Here is a 16,292-nt window from a genome sequence, read left to right as displayed (position 1 = left end):
GTCTTTCATGTGGAGCAAATCGTCTACACGCGTTTGAACTCAATCGCAGTAACGAAGGCAAACTCTTTCTCGCCGAACACCCCGAGCAACACTCGGGGAAAGAGACGTCGACGCATCATTCCGAACTGAAAGTCTGCCAGAGAGTTCGATTCCTGTATGCTCTTTCGACATCGGGAAAATTCAGCAACTGAACCAGAAACCGTGCGAAAATTGGGTTTCTACCATCTGATCACTCTCGGAATGAGGGGTTCCCGGAACGTTCCTTGAATTTCCCGCTGCAAACTCTTCTCAAACCCTTGCGTTCAAGTAGGTTTTTTACTGACAATCACGTCGCGCATCGATTTCATCTCTTGACAGTGTGGTATTCTCGATGTGCACTAGTCCTCGTAGGTGGCTATCGAACCACCTCGACGTTTCAATTTTGACATGACTCCTGATTACCGCTTGGTTACTGGAATTGATTTTAGGTTGACGGAATGAGCACCGAACAAAGTGCCCCGCAGGAAAAGAACACCGCGAACGATTCTTCTCAGCAGCTTGAAGCGAGTCAATCCTCAGCTTCCGAGAACGCTGAACAGCGACAGGCTGCAGACCAGGAATTCAAGGCTGCGGGAGCCGAAAGCGAATCAACTGAGGCCCCAGTTCCACCAGAAGGTGCGACAGCAAGTCCTTCGGACGCACCGCCTGTGGCCTCAGACCCAGGAACTGTTCAACCAGCTGAAGCGTCGCAGCCCCCGGCAGGACAGGATGCCGTTCCTTCTCCATCGGGCGAGACTTCAGAAGATGCGAACAAGCGAAAGGTTTCGCTGAATCCGAAATCGACTCCGGAAGACGCGCGACCTGTCCCGTCGATCGGAGCCGAAACAGGAACCGTGCAGGCTGTTCCGTCAGGGCCTGTGGAGTTGCCAAACGCAACGGACGAAGAGATCGAAGCAGAAGTTGCCAAAGCAATTACCGGCTACGACTCCAATCCGTCATCCACACCCGATCAAGAAGAAGCAAAAGGTGCCGTTGAATTGCCTGCAAAGTCTGCAATTGATGTTTCGATCGAAGCAGCCATTGAAGAGGCAATGTCCGGCACGGAAGGCTCCTCGGCTTCGTCTGATTCTGATGAGTCGACATCAGGCGTCATCAACGTCGAAGATCTTGAGCCTGGCCAGAAACTCAATGGAATTGTTCAATCCAACGCAGCAGATTACGTCTTCGTCGATTTCGGATTGAGGCTCAGTGGAGCGATTCCGGTTCGACAGTTCGGAAGCACACCGCTCCCGAACGAAGGCGAAAAGATTGAAGTCATCTTCGATAAAGTGGACGAGGCAGAAGGGCTGATCATGGCCCGGCTTCCTGGCCGCACGACAGCTGTTGTCAGCGGCGACTGGGACTTGCTCAGCAAGGGCCAGATGGTGGAGTGCGTCGTCAAGAAGACCAACAAAGGCGGACTCGAAGTCACCGTCGGAAGCCTCCGCGGCTTCATCCCAGCCAGCCAGGTCGACCTCGGATTCGTGGAAGACATGGAAGTATTTGTCGGTCGAAAACTGACTGTCGCAGTGACCGAACTGAAGCCCGAGAAGAAGAATCTCGTTCTCAGCCGCAGAAAAGTCCTGAGACAGCGGCGCGACGAACAGAAGAAAGAAGTCCTCGCCGAACTGAAAACAGATCAGATTCGGACCGGGACCGTCAAAACGATCAAAGATTACGGAGCGTTCATCGACCTCGGTGGCCTCGACGGATTTCTTCCCATTTCGCAGATGAGTTGGGTTCGAATCGAACACCCGAGCGAAATCATTTCGCAAGGGCAGGAGATCGAAGTCAAAGTCCTCAGCATCGACCGCGAAAAGGAAAAGATCAGCCTCGGAATGCGACAGCTGACCCAAAACCCTTGGCGTGTTGCGGAATCCAAATACGAAAAAGGCTCCACAGTCACAGGTCGCGTGACTCGTGTCGAAACGTTTGGGGCGTTCGTCGAACTCGAACCCGGTATCGAAGGACTTGTTCACATCAGTGAGTTGGACCATCGCCGGGTGAAACGAGTGACCGAGATTCTGAACGTCGATGACATGGCGGAAGTCCAGGTCCTCGAAGTTGACCCCGGCAAGAAGCGAATCAGCCTGTCTGTAAAAGCACTGACAGCCAAACCTGAGCCTGTTGATCGTCCAAAGGCCGACGACACCCCCGTCGAAAAGTACGAACGAAAACGCAAAGGACCGCTCAAAGGCGGAACCGGTTCAACCGGCGGCGGAGGACTGTTCGGCAATCCCAACGACTTCGGCGGATAAATCGCCCACAGGGTCACCTCTACACGCGTGCGATTCCCTTCTCGTCTAGCGAGAGGAACGGCTGTTCATGCGCATTCGCGATGATCTTTTCGCGAATGCCAAGAACCGTCCTTAATTTCGTTGGTGCCCTGTTTGCCGTCGAACAAACAGGACGGCTGCCCGTGCAGAGCGGGGTTCATGGATGTCATCATTCAACCACATCCCGCGTGCCCGTTGATCGATTTCGCCCCGATACGATTAATGCAATCGCAGCAGATTGCAGGAGACTCGAAAGCGATCCGTACCCAAAGATGCGTGAGAGGTAAATGTTTTGCATCTTGTTTGACGTGATCGCTCCCGGCACATAACTCACCAACCCGACCGATCCCCATCCAGATCAGTGAGGCAATCGAGCCGATAAGCAACAAGACAACAGAACGTGTCACCATGAAGCCCCTTGATTCCGGAATCGGGTGAAGTGGTTCACTTTCTGCATTCCGGCGTTCATCATTGAGTGCCGGGTGAATACGACGATCCCACCACGGCCACTTTGTTGCACCCCACCGTTACTTACTTGCCTCCGGAGAACTTGATCTTATGCTAGTGTGAGCCCGAGGCTCCGGTTCATCCATGCGGTCGACGGACTCGTTTGGAACGGGTAACGTCTCAATCTTTCTTTAGAAAGAGCCGAAAAGGAAACTTTTCCCCCGTGCTTGCTCGTACATGCTTCCCTTCCCAGACTGAATTGTCTTTTGCGATCATTGATGCTTTGCCCACGCCGTTCCAGTTGGGGCCGCCTTTGTCGATTTTGAACTCAACAGTCGTGTTGGTTGTATTTCGATGAGTTCCAACTGCGACACCATCGATGAAGACTTTGCCGTCTGTTGTACAGCGAATCAAACCCCGATCCTCGTATTTCTTCTTGCCCGACGGTTTAACTTTCAAGTGCCATACGGCACCAATAAATTCGTCTTCAGCCGAAGCTTCAGGCAAAATAAAACACAGGCTGAAGATACAGATGAACAAGAGCGAGAACCGATACATGTCATTCCTTCAAACGGATGAATCTACAATCTGGAACAGGTGAACTGCCTACATCACTTTGAACCGCCCGCGCAGCGGCAGAGTGAAATGCCCCCGAAGTTTGAACCAGGCTTATGAGAGTTGGGGTTAGGTAAGTAAGTCAGTGTGCTGGAGTGGAGGAGAAGGTGGAGCCGTAGGCGGAACCTTCTCTGGAACGGAAGCACACTGAGTCGAAAATTCGGCAGGCGTCAACCCTCCAAGAGAGCTGTGCGGACGGCGGTGGTTGTAAGTCATCCGCCAGTCCTGAATATTCAGGACTGGCGGATGACTTACAACCACCGCCGTCCGCACAGCTCTCTTGGAGGGTTGACGCCTGCCGAATTTTCGACTCAGTGTGCTTCCGTTCCAGAGAAGGTTCCGCCTACGGCTCCACCTTCTCCTCCACTCCAGCACACTGACTTACTTACCTAACCCCAACTCTCATAAGCCTGGTTCAAACTTCGGGGGCATTTCAGTTCGGACGCTCGGGATTGGAGATTCCGAACGGAGCTGACACGTTGCGCATCACACTCATCATCGCAGCGATGGCTTCCCGGTCCGATTTCGGTTTGGGAAGATTCTCGACGTAATATGCACCGCGAATAAAACGGTCCGCCGGTTCTGTCGATCCTGGAAGCGGCTTGTCTCCACCGAACGCTCGATACTGCTTGAGATTGGCGAGTTGTTTGTCGAAGGTGGGTTGATTCGTCATCACCACGTATTCACGACTGTGATAAACTCGAAACTTGCCGTTGAGGCATTCCATAATCGCTGAGTCACCAGACGGATCGTTCAGTGCAATATGGACTGTCGCAGGCTTTCCACTGGTTGGCTCGACGGCCATCCGCAATTGATAAGGGTTCGTCTTGAACGAATCGACCGCTTCCTGAACAGTTGCGAACTGGTCGAGGTAGTACTGCACCCACATCGACATCGACAGCCCCGGAATTGATTCATCACGCGGACCGACAGTGGTCTCCGGGAGATAGAGAAGGTGCCCGGCCAATCCTTTTTCATTGATTCCGTCAGCTGTTCCCACATCGTAAGTGGTGACAACAATGCTTCCGTATTTGCTCTTCCATCGAAGAGGGTTCTCTTCGGAAAGTCCGTTCCGCTCCATTCCTCTGGGAAGCATCCAGATATTACTGCGAATATCTTCAAACCAATCCATGTTGCGTCCGACGACAACAGACCAGCCGTTGTCATTCCAGAGGACACGCGAACACGATTCGGCCGATGACGTGAGAAAACAAATGGATGCGAGACCGAGAACTGCAGCACTCAAACGATTCATGAAGTTTTACCTTTCACTGGAAGCGAGGATTCAGTGATTTTCGGAAAATAGGTGCCCATCCCATGATAAGGGAACGTATCAGAACAAGCCTACTGTATGAACTCCTGACGAGCAGGGAAATCAGTCGAATCGTTTTCTGCAACGTCGTTGCATTTGGTATTCACGATTACTTCTTTGCGGGGATTCCATTCGCAGGCAAGTAATTAGTGGAAATTGCATACATGGCCACGATGCTCTCCGCTTCGCTCATCCGCGATTTCGATGTCTGAATCGAATTTGAATGATGGCCAATTCCGTCAAAGCGTACTTTCTTTTCAACCTCATGGTTGGGGCATCGACATTATGTCAAAATTCTGTTGTGTGAGACTCGTACTGCCAAGTTCTGACCGATAGTCTGGTGGACGTGTCGCGGTGGGTTTGTGAATCACGGACACAATTGTGTTTGCGAGATTTGGCTGCAATTGATGTTGATGTCAATCGTCAATTGCTTGTGGGGAGGCTCTCTTTGAACACCGATCAAGACGTCACTACAACTTCCAAATCCAGTTCGTCGGGCTTTAAAGCTCAGGCAATTCTCTTTGCGGGAATGCTCGCGCTCGCTCTCATCGGCATGGGATTGACCATGTCGTCTGAGAAAGGAAGCTGGGAGTTCTGGGTTTTTCTGTTAGCTGTCTACGGAAGCGTGAGCATTTATTGGGCATGGAAGCGTGCCCGGCGAAAGGATCTTCCCGTCTGGCGAATGATCCGCGCTCAAGTCTTGCACTGGCTGAGTGTACTTGTCGTACTCGGGATTCTCGTGCTGTTTGAGAGAACAGAAATCATCAACCGGGAATCAGCTTCGAATGTTGGATTGCTTGTCCTGTCGCTGGCGTGTTTTCTGGCTGGAGTCCACTTCGATTGGATGTTCGCGTTGCTGGGAATTGTTCTGGCGCTGATGGTGATCTCGATCGGCTATCTGGAGCAATACGTCGTCTGGCTCGTGATGGTCCCCGTGATCATTGCTGCTGCTTGGGTGTTCTTTCAAATGCGAAAGCGGACCTCAACTGACAAGGACTGAGCGATTCGTCGACTCCGCCTTTTTCGTTTCGTCTTTGCGAAGATTTTTACATTGGGAAACGATCAGATTCTGACGGAATTGACTTGGGCAGAAATCGTATTATCGGCGACCTCAAACGGTTCATTCGGGAAGTCGTCTCCCAGCTTGAAACAGTCGTCGCACGAATGAAGTCATCTGAGTGAGTGTGCCAGTTTTTGACAAACTGTTGTCAATGTCCAGAGCAAGCGACTAGAACAAGCGACGCCGACGGGACTCGGCCAGACAATCCGTCCGAAAGAACAACTGGATTGAATTTGTTCAGCGTTTCCTTCAGCCCAACCATGGAATCGTGATCCAGAATAGCGTTCGGTATTACGCTTAATGCAAATTCGACGGGGAGCAGAAATGTCCGATGATTCCGTTGCAATCTTTCTCTCGCGAACTCATTGGCAGCGCTGGGTCATTTGGGGCCTTTTCATATTTCTCGTCTACGAATTGCGAGACTTCTTCTTTGTCGCTTTCGTAACATTTCTCCTCTGCTACATCGTCCGGACGATTGTGACCGCCCTGACGAAGCGATTGTCTCCGAACCATGAAAAAGTCTGGCTGGATCGATTGCTGACGTTGGGGACGTTCGCAGTCATCGCTTGTTTTATTGCAGGCGCCGTTTTATGGATCGGCCCTCAAATTATTCAGCAAAGCCGTGCATTGTTGGTTCGGCAGCAGTTCTCCAGCCCTCAAAATGCACTCGAGGGAATTCTCAATCGAACGGTCGGTTCCGTTCTCATGTGGCAGGAGTATGGCGGACCGCAAGACGAACGCTACCAGGCAGCCCTCAAAAAATATCGAGATGATGGACGGCAAGGAGAAGGGTACTACTCGCAGTTTTCAGCGCTGCATGCCCATCTGAAATCCGGGTTTCAGGCAGAGTACGAAGAGAGTGAACGGCGGCGGATCGAGCAACTCGTTCGCACGGAGAAGTCCGAAAGCGAGGAATTCGACAAGTGGTTTCTACAGGTCAAAGCCCCCGAGTTGTTTGAACAACATCGACAGAAGTACCTCGATGACTGGGGAATCGATTCTCATTCGGAATTGCCTGATGATGATCAGACAGTCGACGAAAGCGATTCGGATCTCACAACGGCAGATGAAAAAGAGAGTGGCAGCCTCGATCAGACGATTCGTCACCGGATTCTCGACGACGTTGAATCCGATCCCATTGTCCTTGCGGATCTACGAAAAGAGTGGGAACAGGCAATCGCTGATTCGCGTTGGAGAGCATTTCTGCACACCTCTGAATATCAGGAAGCGTTTGAGGCATATTACAAACAACAGCGAGAAGAAAATCCTGACGCGATTCCTTTCTCTTACGAAACATACATGAAGCTGAAAGCTGCCTATCCGAAAGGGAAGGACGCATTTGCCCAAGCTTTGCCTGAGCAACCGGAAACAGATTCTCACGAGACTGCCGTCGAGACCCGTGAGGACTTCGAACTCGCGATGCAAAGAGATCTCGCACAAGAGTGGTGGAGTCAGGCCCCGATGGCCGCCTCGATACGCCAGCACGCCAAAGAAGACCTTCCGAAACTCATCGAGTCCTTCGGGGAAACTCTCAAGAGCTTGTTGCACAAACTCCTGGAAGTGCCCGCGCAACTTGTTACAGCTTTGCTTTTGAGCATGTTTATCTGTTTTGACATGTTGCACCTAAAAGAGTCGCTTGCCAGCCTCAAACAGACGCGCGTGAAACACTTCTACAACGAAATCGTTCCCGGTCTCATCGTCTTTTCACGGCTGATCGGTCGTTCATTCAGTGCACAGGCTTTGATCGCGGTGTTCAATACGCTTCTCTCTTTTCTTCTCCTGTGGATGCTGGGAATCGGGAACGAATTGCTGCTTTGCACGTTCGTTTTTCTCGGGAGTTTCATTCCGGTGCTCGGCGTTTTGCTCTCCGGGATTCCGATCGTTCTACAGGCAATCCTACAACCTGATGGAAGCCTCGAACTTGCCGTTCAGGTCGTCATCGGAATTCTGGTGATCCACCTCATCGAGGCCAGTTTCTTAAGCCCGAAAATCGTCGGCAAGGTCTTGCACCTGCATCCTGTTGCGGTCCTCGTCATACTTGCAATCGGGGAACACTTCTTCGGACTTTGGGGGCTCTTGCTTGGAGTCCCGGTCGCTGTCTACCTGATGCGAGTCGTGATTCTCAACGAACCGATCCCGGGAATCTACGATCCAAAAATACGAGCTGGAGAGGCGAGCCCGTCGACTTGAGTTGGTCGAGTTTCCCCTCCTCGCGAAGTCGGCAAAAGATCTCTTGTTGGGAGCAGCGAAGGATGATTCTTTGCTTCCATCGGCGGTCCTCGCGAAACACCCGCAGCTACTCAGTTAGCCGCGCGGGCTAAGACTGTGTCAACATCCGCTGCTGCAATCCGGATAATTGATTGATTCGGAACTGCGAATTCTTCTGGAGTGGTGACATTTCGCAACATTGTGCTGTGTTCGAAAGCTAGCTTTGAGCGAGATCGGTCAGAGTGACCGTGATTTTCTTCGACCGCTTATCGTATTGTCAACGAGATGAAACAACGCCTGACTTCAGTTTTATTCGCAGTCTCCGTGTTCGTGAGCGCGTTTCTGTTGTTTCAAGTGCAGCCGTTAATCAGCAAGGCGATTCTGCCCTGGTTTGGCGGAACACCCAATGTGTGGACGACTTGCCTTCTGTTTTTTCAGACGGTTCTCTTCGGAGGGTATGTTTACGCACATCTTCTGACTGATCGACTTCAGCCCAAGTGGCAAGCGATTGTTCACGTCGTCTTGCTGGCTTCCGCTGCGGCCCTGATTCAGATCGTTCCCAATGATTCCTGGAAACCGGTCGGGGGAGACTCTCCCGTGATTCGAATTCTCGGCGTCCTGCTTGTAACGGTCGGGCTTCCGTACTTTGTGCTGTCAACGACGGGGCCGCTCCTGCAAGCCTGGTTTGGCCGAACGTTCCCCGGGCGTTCTCCCTATCGGCTATACGCTCTTTCCAATTTTGGTTCCTTGCTGGCGTTGTTGAGTTATCCGTTCGTTTTCGAACCGGTGATCGGAATGGGACAACAGGCAGCACTGTGGACGAGTGCATTTATGGTTCTCGCCGTCCTCTGCGGACTCTGTGCGATCACTTCTGCGACAACTCAGTTTCCCGCTGAAGGGAACGAAGAGAATCCTCAGGAACTTCCGGCTCGCGAAAGCGAATCGAATTCAGCGAATGAAGTTGATTCGTCTCGTTGGTGGAAATGGTTCGGACTCTCGATGATTGCTTCGGTGATGCTCCTGGCGACCACGAATCAAGTCTGTCAGGACGTGGCTGTGATTCCGTTTCTCTGGGTGGTTCCACTGTCGCTGTACCTTCTCACCTTCATTCTCTGTTTCGAAAGCGAGAACTGGTATTCACGATTGTGGAACGGGCTCGGAGGGGCATTCTGTGTCGCGATGGTCACCTACCTGATGACGTTTCCAGCAGCGCTTAGTTTTGCCAGTCAGATCTTTGTCTACTTTGCCGGCTTGTTTGCCGTGTGCATGGTCTGCCATGGAGAACTTGCCCGCCTGAAGCCCGAGCCGAAACGGCTGACAGCCTTCTACTTGACGATGGCTGCGGGCGGTGCGTGTGGAGGGTTGTTCGTCGGTGTTCTCGCTCCCATGATTTTTCCTCTGTACCTGGAAATGCACTTCGGTCTGGTGATTTGTTGTGTGCTTACAATGGCTGTCTACTTCCACGAAAACAGCCGTCGCGAAGAACGGGATCAGATGCCAGTCTGGGGACACCTCGGTGGTTTTGTGGTCATTATTGGTGTCGCGATTATTCTGCAATCACAGGCAAGCGCAGTCATCCGCGATGCTGTTGAGATTGAACGAAACTTTTACGGTGTTCTTAGAATTGAAGATGCCTACGATGAGGATGCTTCCGCCGAGACACTGAATTTAAGACATGGACGAATTTTACACGGGGTCCAGTTTAAGGACCCTCAGAAGCAAATGATTCCCACGACCTATTACGGGGAGAACTCGGGAGTCGGACGAACGCTCTCTGCGCTCCATCAGCATCGTGATCAGTTAAAGGTCGGCGTTGTCGGTCTCGGTGTGGGAACTCTGTCGACTTATGGGCGTGCCGGAGATTTGTTTCGCTATTATGAAATTAATGACGCCGTTGTCAGGATCGCACAGGACAAGTTTTCTTTTCTCAGTCAAAGCCCGTCCGATTCAGAGATGATCGTCGGCGATGCCCGGTTGATGCTCGAGCAGGAGCCTGATCAAGAATACGATTTGCTCGTTCTCGATGCTTTTTCGGGAGACTCCGTTCCTACGCATCTGCTTACAAAAGAAGCTGCTGCGGTTTATCGGCGGCATCTTGCCCCGAACGGAGTGCTTGCAATTCACATTTCCAATCTTCATTTTGATCTCAAGCCTGTTGCAGCAGCCATCGCCGAAGAAGTGGGGCTCGACTTCCGGATCGCTCGAGGAGGATTTCAGGATGAAACTGCGGAAGTCCCCAATTTGTGGCTCATTGCCAGCGACGACTCGGAAGTTCTTACTGACCCGAATCTGATGGAACTTGTGAAGCCGTCGCCCGAAGAACGAGTTCTCTGGACGGACGACTTCAGCAATCTGTTCACCGTTCTGCACAAGAAGTTGTTTTAACGTTCGATCCGAACGGCATCGAGAGTTTAAGGCATTCATCGGACATTCAATTACAATCTTGAGTCCGCTTCGTGTCTTCAGTGCGTGCATCAAATCTCACTGGATTTCCTGTTCTCTCGATGCAGGTTCGTAATCTTGCAGGCGCTGAAGATACAAGTGTTCTTCAACATAGTCGCGATGTTGTTTGTCGGTTAACTCTTCCAGAAGTTTTAAAGCGGAGATGTAGCTGGCAAGGTTTCCGTTGGAAGATAACAATCTTCCGTCTTTGACAAAGCTGACTGTGTTGTCGTCCTGGACCGCCAGGCTTGGGCACGTCTTTTGGAGTAGATCTCCGCCACCGATGTATGTCACGATCCTGCGTCCGTCGGCAATTCCTGACTCGCCGATTAAGTGGGCACCTGCGCAGTTGCTCATTGTGTAGTCAGTGCTCTTTCCTTTCGATCTCACGAATTCGCCAATCCTCTCGGAAGCGACGATTCGCTCCATGTCATACGAACTGGATACGACTAAAACGTTCAGTTTTGGGCAGTCGTCGAAGGTGAAATCAGGAAGCACTCGGAGCCCGCTCTCCATGGGGACTGGTTGAATGGACTCGGAGACGGTGATCACATTGAAGAGTCGATTGCCATCCTTGTCGGGTTTCGTGAAGACATCGATTGGAGCAGTGACCTCGGTCATCAATACGTTGTCGAAGAGAAGAATTCCAATTGTTGGAAGTGTTTCGTCAAACTCCTGACGATTGACGCTGTCGGAAACGCTGATCGTGCAAGTTTCGTTGGCTACATCTTCTCGTTCTTGTGGGAGATGGCTAACTGGGCTTGAATCGTTTTCCGGGATCACGAGTTGTTTAGCATCAGCGGGATGGACCATCGTGACCAGAAAGCGGCACGGACGTGTTTTATCCGGGTTACGAGAGACGCGATGAAGGATCATCTTCGGTTCGAAGAATGTGTCTCCCGCCTTAAGTGTCTGAATCGGCTCATCCTCAACAGCGAATTCAAGAGTGCCCTCGAGGACATAGCCAGTGACAGATCCGGGATGCCGATGCGGCGGGCTAAACCCCAACGGCGGGACCGTTACTTCAAGCAGAGATGCTGTCATCATCTTTCCATCTTGCAAACCCTTCAGGTTGTCCGCACCCAGCACTTTTGCGTGTGTGCTCTGAGATGGTTGACTTGTTGTCTCTTCCTCAGCGTGGGCTGAAGCGACTGATAGGGCTGTGGCAACGAAACAGGAAAGAAGGACTCTTGAGAGTGAGTTTCTCATGGGTGCAACGGGCTGTGTCATCGTTCATTCTCCATTCAGAAAATTTAGGTGATGGTTGAGATCTGCGAGTTCGACGGGTTAATTTCTTTGGCGACTCGCGTTGATTGACGTTCGCTTTTATGCGATTCATTGCGTACGATTCTAAAAACTAAGTGGACCTCCGGAAGGTCCACATTTTTGGAAACGGGTGGGGCCACTTTTGCAGTTGAGATCATGGTCAATCGCAAGCAGGAAAGCTTCGAATTCGAAGCGATTCATCTCGATGATGAGTCCCAGGTTCATCGGTACGTTCAGCTCGAACAGCAGATTCGGAGTGCGATCGTCGATCGGCTCTTGCCTGCCGGTGCGAAGATTCCATCGAGTCGAAATCTCGCGAAGCTTCTCAACGTCTCTCGCAATACCGTGTTGACCGCTTATGACCAGTTGATTTCAGAAGGGTATTTGAAGTCGAGTGGAGGCTCCGGAACGCGTGTCGCGACAGTGCTTCCCGAAACGTTCGAACACAAGATCGCCAAGCCTGCTCCGGAGAAGTTTTCTGACATCGGGATTGAGGAACTTTCCAGCGTTGGAAAGGCACTCGCTCAACAGGCAGACCCTGTCATCCTCAGCTCTCAGAAGGTACGTCCGTTTCTTCCGCACGTGCCTGCTGTGGATGAATTCCCGGTCGATGTCTGGAATCGACTGACGAATGAACAGTCCCGATGGACACGCCAGCATCTCGTCTTGTGCGAGCCACTTGGATATCGTCCGCTTCGAGAATCGATCGCCGAATATATGGGGCTTTCGCGAGGTGTCGAATGTTCTCCCGATCAGGTCGTGATCACTTCGAGTTCACAGCAGAGCATGATGCTTCTCGGTCAATTGCTGATTGATCCGGGAGATGTCGTTTGGGTCGAAGAACCGGGGAATCTTCCAGCGAACAGCTTGTTGCAATTGTCTGGGGCGGAGATCGAAGGGATCCCGTTGGACGGAGAAGGACTTGATTTGTCCGTCGCACAGTCAACCTCAAAGTCAAGACGTTCGCCACGTATGATCTGCGTCACACCCGGAGGTCAGTGGCCGCTGACAATGACCATGAGTTTGAATCGGCGGCTCGAATTGCTCGCTCGTGCACAGGAGTCGAAAAGCTGGGTTGTGGAGGACGATTACAATGGGGAGTTCCGATACAACGGACGTCCACACCGGTCACTCACCAGTCTCGATCCGACCGGAAGAACGATTTACATGGGCACCTTCAGCAAGGTTCTTTTTCCATCGATTCGACTCGCGTTTCTCGTTGTCCCGCGTGGATTGGCAGAGACATTTGCGATGGCGAAGTGGCTGCAGGACAGGGGAACTTCCCCGCTGCCGCAAATGGTGTTGCATCGATTCATCGAAAGTGGAAACTTCGTCAAGCACCTGCGTCGGATGCGAACACTTTACGCGGAACGTCAACGCTTTCTCTTCGAGGGCTTACAGGAATACCTGGGAGAAAATGTTGTCGTTGAATTGCCGGAATCAGGGTTGCATCTGGTCGTTTTCGGAAGAACAAAGAAGATCGAGCAGAGACTGATCGCCGCAGCGGAGCGGGCCGAAGTCCAGTTTCATCTGGTCAATTCGTACGCTCTTCACCCGGAATCGGATTCCGCTCGGGGAATCATTCTCGGATTTGCCGCTTACGAAAAGAAATGCTCACAACAGGCTCTCAAAAACTGGGCAACAGAATTTCACGGCAGCTAGGCGATTCGGAACGTTTCACTCCGCTCGCAGGGGCTCGCTGTTCGAGATGAGCGTAAATTTCCCTCGAGAGAGTTTTCGAAACCTGCGTCAGTCAGTTGCCTGAGAGTTCTGTGAAGTTGTCTTCAGTGTTCTGGAAATCGATCAGCTCGATATTTTCTCCATTGAAAGTTTCGACATTGTCGAGCTGATACATCGCTGGCTGACAGTGAGTTGCCGAATATGGAACTGTGGTGGTTGAGACCATCAGCACGAGAGTTTGAAAGAAGATCAGCATTGGTTCATCCTTGAACGGTCGGCGGCGATTCCTGATTCGAGCCGGGAGACTACTGATGCGCAGCTCATCGGACAACATGAGAGCACACGCATTCACTCAGCGTCCGCGGGCACTTTCTTGTACTGATCGTCCGAAGCTCTGAGAAGTTCAGGCTTTGTCTCTGAAAGGATCTCCCAAATTGCTAATCGATCCTCTTCGGTCAAGTGGCCAAAATTGCCGGAAGTGTCCTCGCCACTGAGAATTTCCCGCAAACGCCTGCAGACATACGAGTGGGCTGTGAGCGGAAGTGCATCGAATGATTCTGAATAGATCAGATAGCTGCAGGGATAGAGAAAGAGTCGCCCGTTCAATTTGAACTGACGGAGTGACCGTCCCTGATTGTCGAACGGGCCGCGCGATTCAAACTCCTCCGGAAAACGTCCGTTGCTTTGAATGGCATCTTCCAGCGGGGCTTCGTCCGCAAACAACAAACACTGAAGAAGTTTTTCCCCGGCAGAAGCGATTCTTCGTTCTGTGCTTTCGCTTCGATGGTCGGCAGGCCGGTCGAGTGCGGCATTCATGATCGTGTCGTAATGTTCTGCGCTTCGAGTTTCGTAAACCGCTCGCGTGATCAGGTTGTGCATTTCTAACTGATGAGTGAGCACAAGCAGCGCGACAATATCGCTCGTCGATTCAAGATACGGATCGACATCGAGGAAGTCCGAGAGGTCATTCGCGTTTGCTCCTGACTCTCGGTCGAGTGTCTCAAGCCGGTCGTTCCGATTGGAAATGACATTGCCCATGTGACGCAATGCCCCATGTTGGCCGGTGACGTACCATCCTCCCCAGCGTTTCTCGACCGGACTCGACTGAGTCGTCGTATAAGTTCCGGACCCGAAGTGGGGTTGCCCGGTTTTATCCACGAAGACAGAGCGCATCAGATGTCCGGGGACTCGATGTGTTCGAGATGACTCATGACATGCGAGGCATTGTCCTTGGTCGCGGACGAATTCCGGTCGTTTGGGCATCGAATTCGACAGAGTGTAGAAAACCGCTCCGAGTGCCGGATCGACTGTCGAAATTTCGATCACATCGCCTCCCTGCACCCATCCGACATACGTCGAATCGTTGAAGTAAATTGCGCGAGGTCGCTGCGGAGAAATCTTTCTCAGTTGCAGACTCGTTTTCGAAAAGACGAGGGTTTGAGACGATTTCGGAATGTCGAGAGCATCCAGCAACGATGCCAGATAATCGCGTGGATTCTCGCCGTGCAAAGTGACGTCGTGGTCAGCGAGTCGCTTTTGAAGCCTCGTAATGGGGTTGTCTGTCGGGGCACTTGAATAGGAAATCGGGGGCTCGTCAAAGTCCATCTGAGCAAAGGCTTCGACTGAAAGGCCCAGCCAGATGATCAGAAACATCAACAGTTGAAGGCGACCGAACCTCGAATGAATCTTCACGAGAAAATCCCTGCAAATAAAATAAGACCTCGTTATCCATTTTAGGGCGCAGTCGCCAGTTCGCGATCCTCTTTGTTGATTTCCCAAAGATTGAGAATGAAGGGCCTGGCCCTCCCAAGAACCTCTTCTGGCGATCATGTTGCTACGCCGTCTACTCGATGGAAGCAGTACCTCGTTCGACTTGAAGATAGTGTCGGACCATTTGTTCCACCATTTCTGTGAATTCGCTGCGGGGCTTCCAACCGAGTTTCGATCGGAGCTTTGAAGCATCTCCGACGAGTCGCGGAGTATCGACCGGACGAAGGAATTCGGAACTGGTTTCCACATAGTCGTGCCAGTTCAAGCCAACGACCCGAAATGCCGCATCCAGGAAGTCCGTCAGTGATCGCCATGTTCCGGTAGCGACCACAAAATCTTCGGGATGCGAAGCACTGAGAATCAGCCTCATCGCCTCGACAGTATCCGAAGCGTCACCCCAGTCGCGGCCGATATTCAAGTTGCCGAGAACCAGTTTTTGATCCAGACCCAGTGCAATTCTCGCCACACCTTGTGCAATCTTTCCTGTGACAAATTCGGGAGTACGAAGCAGGGATTCGTGGTTGAAGAGAATTGCCGTGCAGGCAAATAATTTATAGCTCTCCCGATACGTTTCGACGAGCATCTGTGCACTCAACTTTGAAGCAGCATAGGGCGAGCGCGGAGCATAGCGGGATGTTTCTGAAAGAAGTGCTTCGTCGCTGCCGCCGAAAATTTCTGCACTTCCCGCAAGAAGAAAACGAGGCTTGTGATCCGACGTTGACTTCCGAACAGCTTCGAGCAAATTCAATGTTGATTGTGTGTTGGCTTCAAACGTTTCGACGGGAATTTCGAAGGAACGTCCCACTCGACTTTGTCCAGCGAGATGATAAATCTCGTCGGGCGCAACTTCATCGATCAGTTTCTTAGCGGCTTCTGCGTTGAGAAGAGAACTTTCGATCAGCCTGAGTTGCTGATCGATTTCTTCTGTTGAGTGCTGTTGGATGAGAAAGTTGCGAACTTTTTGAACGAGCGAAGTCGAACAGTGACGACTTGTTCCGTGAACAACGTAACCGTTTCGAATCAACCGTTCAGCGAGAATCAGTCCATCCTGTCCGGATATTCCGGTGATCAGTGCGACTTTGGCCACTCGTGAATCTTCTCCCAAGTTCAATGGATCATATTCGAATGCTCCGCAGGTCTCTTGACCATTCGGAAGTGAGTTCGGATGATCGGGATTCGGATCAACAAAGTCCAATCA

The 16,292-nt window shown here is 51.7% G+C and carries 13 protein-coding genes; 6 read left to right on the top strand and 7 right to left on the bottom strand.

Features of this window, described 5'->3' with window-relative positions:
• Nucleotides 1-476 precede the first annotated feature (476 nt).
• Nucleotides 477-2,276 carry a S1 RNA-binding domain-containing protein gene (locus tag KOR42_RS01460; protein WP_146506846.1) on the top strand — a complete coding sequence of 600 codons (1,800 nt, stop codon included), beginning with the start codon at nucleotides 477-479 and terminating at the stop codon, nucleotides 2,274-2,276.
• 645 nt (nucleotides 2,277-2,921) lie between these two features.
• Here the strand turns inward: KOR42_RS01460 and KOR42_RS01455 are convergent.
• Complete coding sequence (locus KOR42_RS01455; protein WP_146506845.1) at nucleotides 2,922-3,299, bottom strand: hypothetical protein; 378 nt, start codon at nucleotides 3,297-3,299, stop codon at nucleotides 2,922-2,924.
• Between the two features lie 126 nt (nucleotides 3,300-3,425).
• The gene (locus KOR42_RS01450) at nucleotides 3,426-3,617 is read right to left on the bottom strand and encodes an integrase core domain-containing protein (protein ID WP_390620830.1); all 192 of its coding nucleotides are present in this window, start codon (nucleotides 3,615-3,617) and stop codon (nucleotides 3,426-3,428) included.
• On the opposite strand from KOR42_RS01450, the gene KOR42_RS01445 reads away from it, so the two are divergent.
• Nucleotides 3,546-3,749 (top strand): integrase core domain-containing protein, encoded by a 204-nt coding sequence (locus KOR42_RS01445; protein WP_390620829.1) that lies wholly within the window; start codon nucleotides 3,546-3,548, stop codon nucleotides 3,747-3,749. The two genes, KOR42_RS01450 and KOR42_RS01445, sit on opposite strands and share 72 nt — an antisense overlap.
• A gap of 40 nt (nucleotides 3,750-3,789) precedes the next feature.
• On the opposite strand, the gene KOR42_RS01440 is transcribed toward KOR42_RS01445, so the two are convergent.
• On the bottom strand, nucleotides 3,790-4,611 hold the full coding sequence (locus KOR42_RS01440) for a linear amide C-N hydrolase (RefSeq protein ID WP_146506843.1): 822 nt from the start codon (nucleotides 4,609-4,611) through the stop codon (nucleotides 3,790-3,792).
• Between the two features lie 505 nt (nucleotides 4,612-5,116).
• On the opposite strand from KOR42_RS01440, the gene KOR42_RS01435 reads away from it, so the two are divergent.
• The 3 genes from KOR42_RS01435 to KOR42_RS01425 all read left to right on the top strand — a co-directional run bounded on the left by KOR42_RS01435 (nucleotide 5,117) and on the right by KOR42_RS01425 (nucleotide 10,321).
• On the top strand, nucleotides 5,117-5,668 hold the full coding sequence (locus KOR42_RS01435; protein WP_146506842.1) for a hypothetical protein: 552 nt from the start codon (nucleotides 5,117-5,119) through the stop codon (nucleotides 5,666-5,668).
• Between the two features lie 384 nt (nucleotides 5,669-6,052).
• Entirely contained in the window at nucleotides 6,053-7,918 is a 1,866-nt protein-coding gene (locus KOR42_RS01430) for an AI-2E family transporter (RefSeq protein ID WP_197440769.1), read from the top strand.
• Nucleotides 7,919-8,221: 303 nt separating this feature from the next.
• Nucleotides 8,222-10,321, top strand: a complete 2,100-nt coding sequence (locus KOR42_RS01425) for an MFS transporter (RefSeq protein WP_231740580.1) — start codon at nucleotides 8,222-8,224, stop codon at nucleotides 10,319-10,321.
• 96 nt (nucleotides 10,322-10,417) lie between these two features.
• Here the strand turns inward: KOR42_RS01425 and KOR42_RS01420 are convergent, their stop codons facing one another.
• Nucleotides 10,418-11,608, bottom strand: coding sequence for a cupin domain-containing protein (locus KOR42_RS01420; RefSeq protein ID WP_197440768.1), 1,191 nt, complete (start codon nucleotides 11,606-11,608; stop codon nucleotides 10,418-10,420).
• A gap of 192 nt (nucleotides 11,609-11,800) precedes the next feature.
• Here KOR42_RS01420 and pdxR point away from each other — a divergent pair, with 192 nt between their 5' ends.
• Nucleotides 11,801-13,306: a MocR-like pyridoxine biosynthesis transcription factor PdxR gene (gene pdxR, locus KOR42_RS01415; RefSeq protein ID WP_146506839.1), complete on the top strand. Its 1,506-nt coding sequence runs from the start codon at nucleotides 11,801-11,803 to the stop codon at nucleotides 13,304-13,306.
• 91 nt (nucleotides 13,307-13,397) lie between these two features.
• On the opposite strand, the gene KOR42_RS01410 is transcribed toward pdxR, so the two are convergent.
• The 3 genes from KOR42_RS01410 to KOR42_RS01400 form a co-directional block, all read right to left on the bottom strand.
• Nucleotides 13,398-13,580: a hypothetical protein gene (locus tag KOR42_RS01410; RefSeq protein WP_146506838.1), complete on the bottom strand. Its 183-nt coding sequence runs from the start codon at nucleotides 13,578-13,580 to the stop codon at nucleotides 13,398-13,400.
• A gap of 92 nt (nucleotides 13,581-13,672) precedes the next feature.
• Entirely contained in the window at nucleotides 13,673-15,016 is a 1,344-nt protein-coding gene (locus KOR42_RS01405; protein ID WP_197440767.1) for a hypothetical protein, read from the bottom strand.
• A gap of 151 nt (nucleotides 15,017-15,167) precedes the next feature.
• Nucleotides 15,168-16,289, bottom strand: coding sequence for a GDP-mannose 4,6-dehydratase (locus KOR42_RS01400; protein ID WP_146506837.1), 1,122 nt, complete (start codon nucleotides 16,287-16,289; stop codon nucleotides 15,168-15,170).
• Nucleotides 16,290-16,292: the final 3 nt, after the last annotated feature.

The organism is Thalassoglobus neptunius (genome assembly GCF_007859735.1).
In the GTDB taxonomy this organism is placed as follows: Bacteria; Planctomycetota; Planctomycetia; order Planctomycetales; family Planctomycetaceae; genus Thalassoglobus; species Thalassoglobus neptunius.
This window is presented reverse-complemented; position numbering and strand designations above follow the sequence as displayed.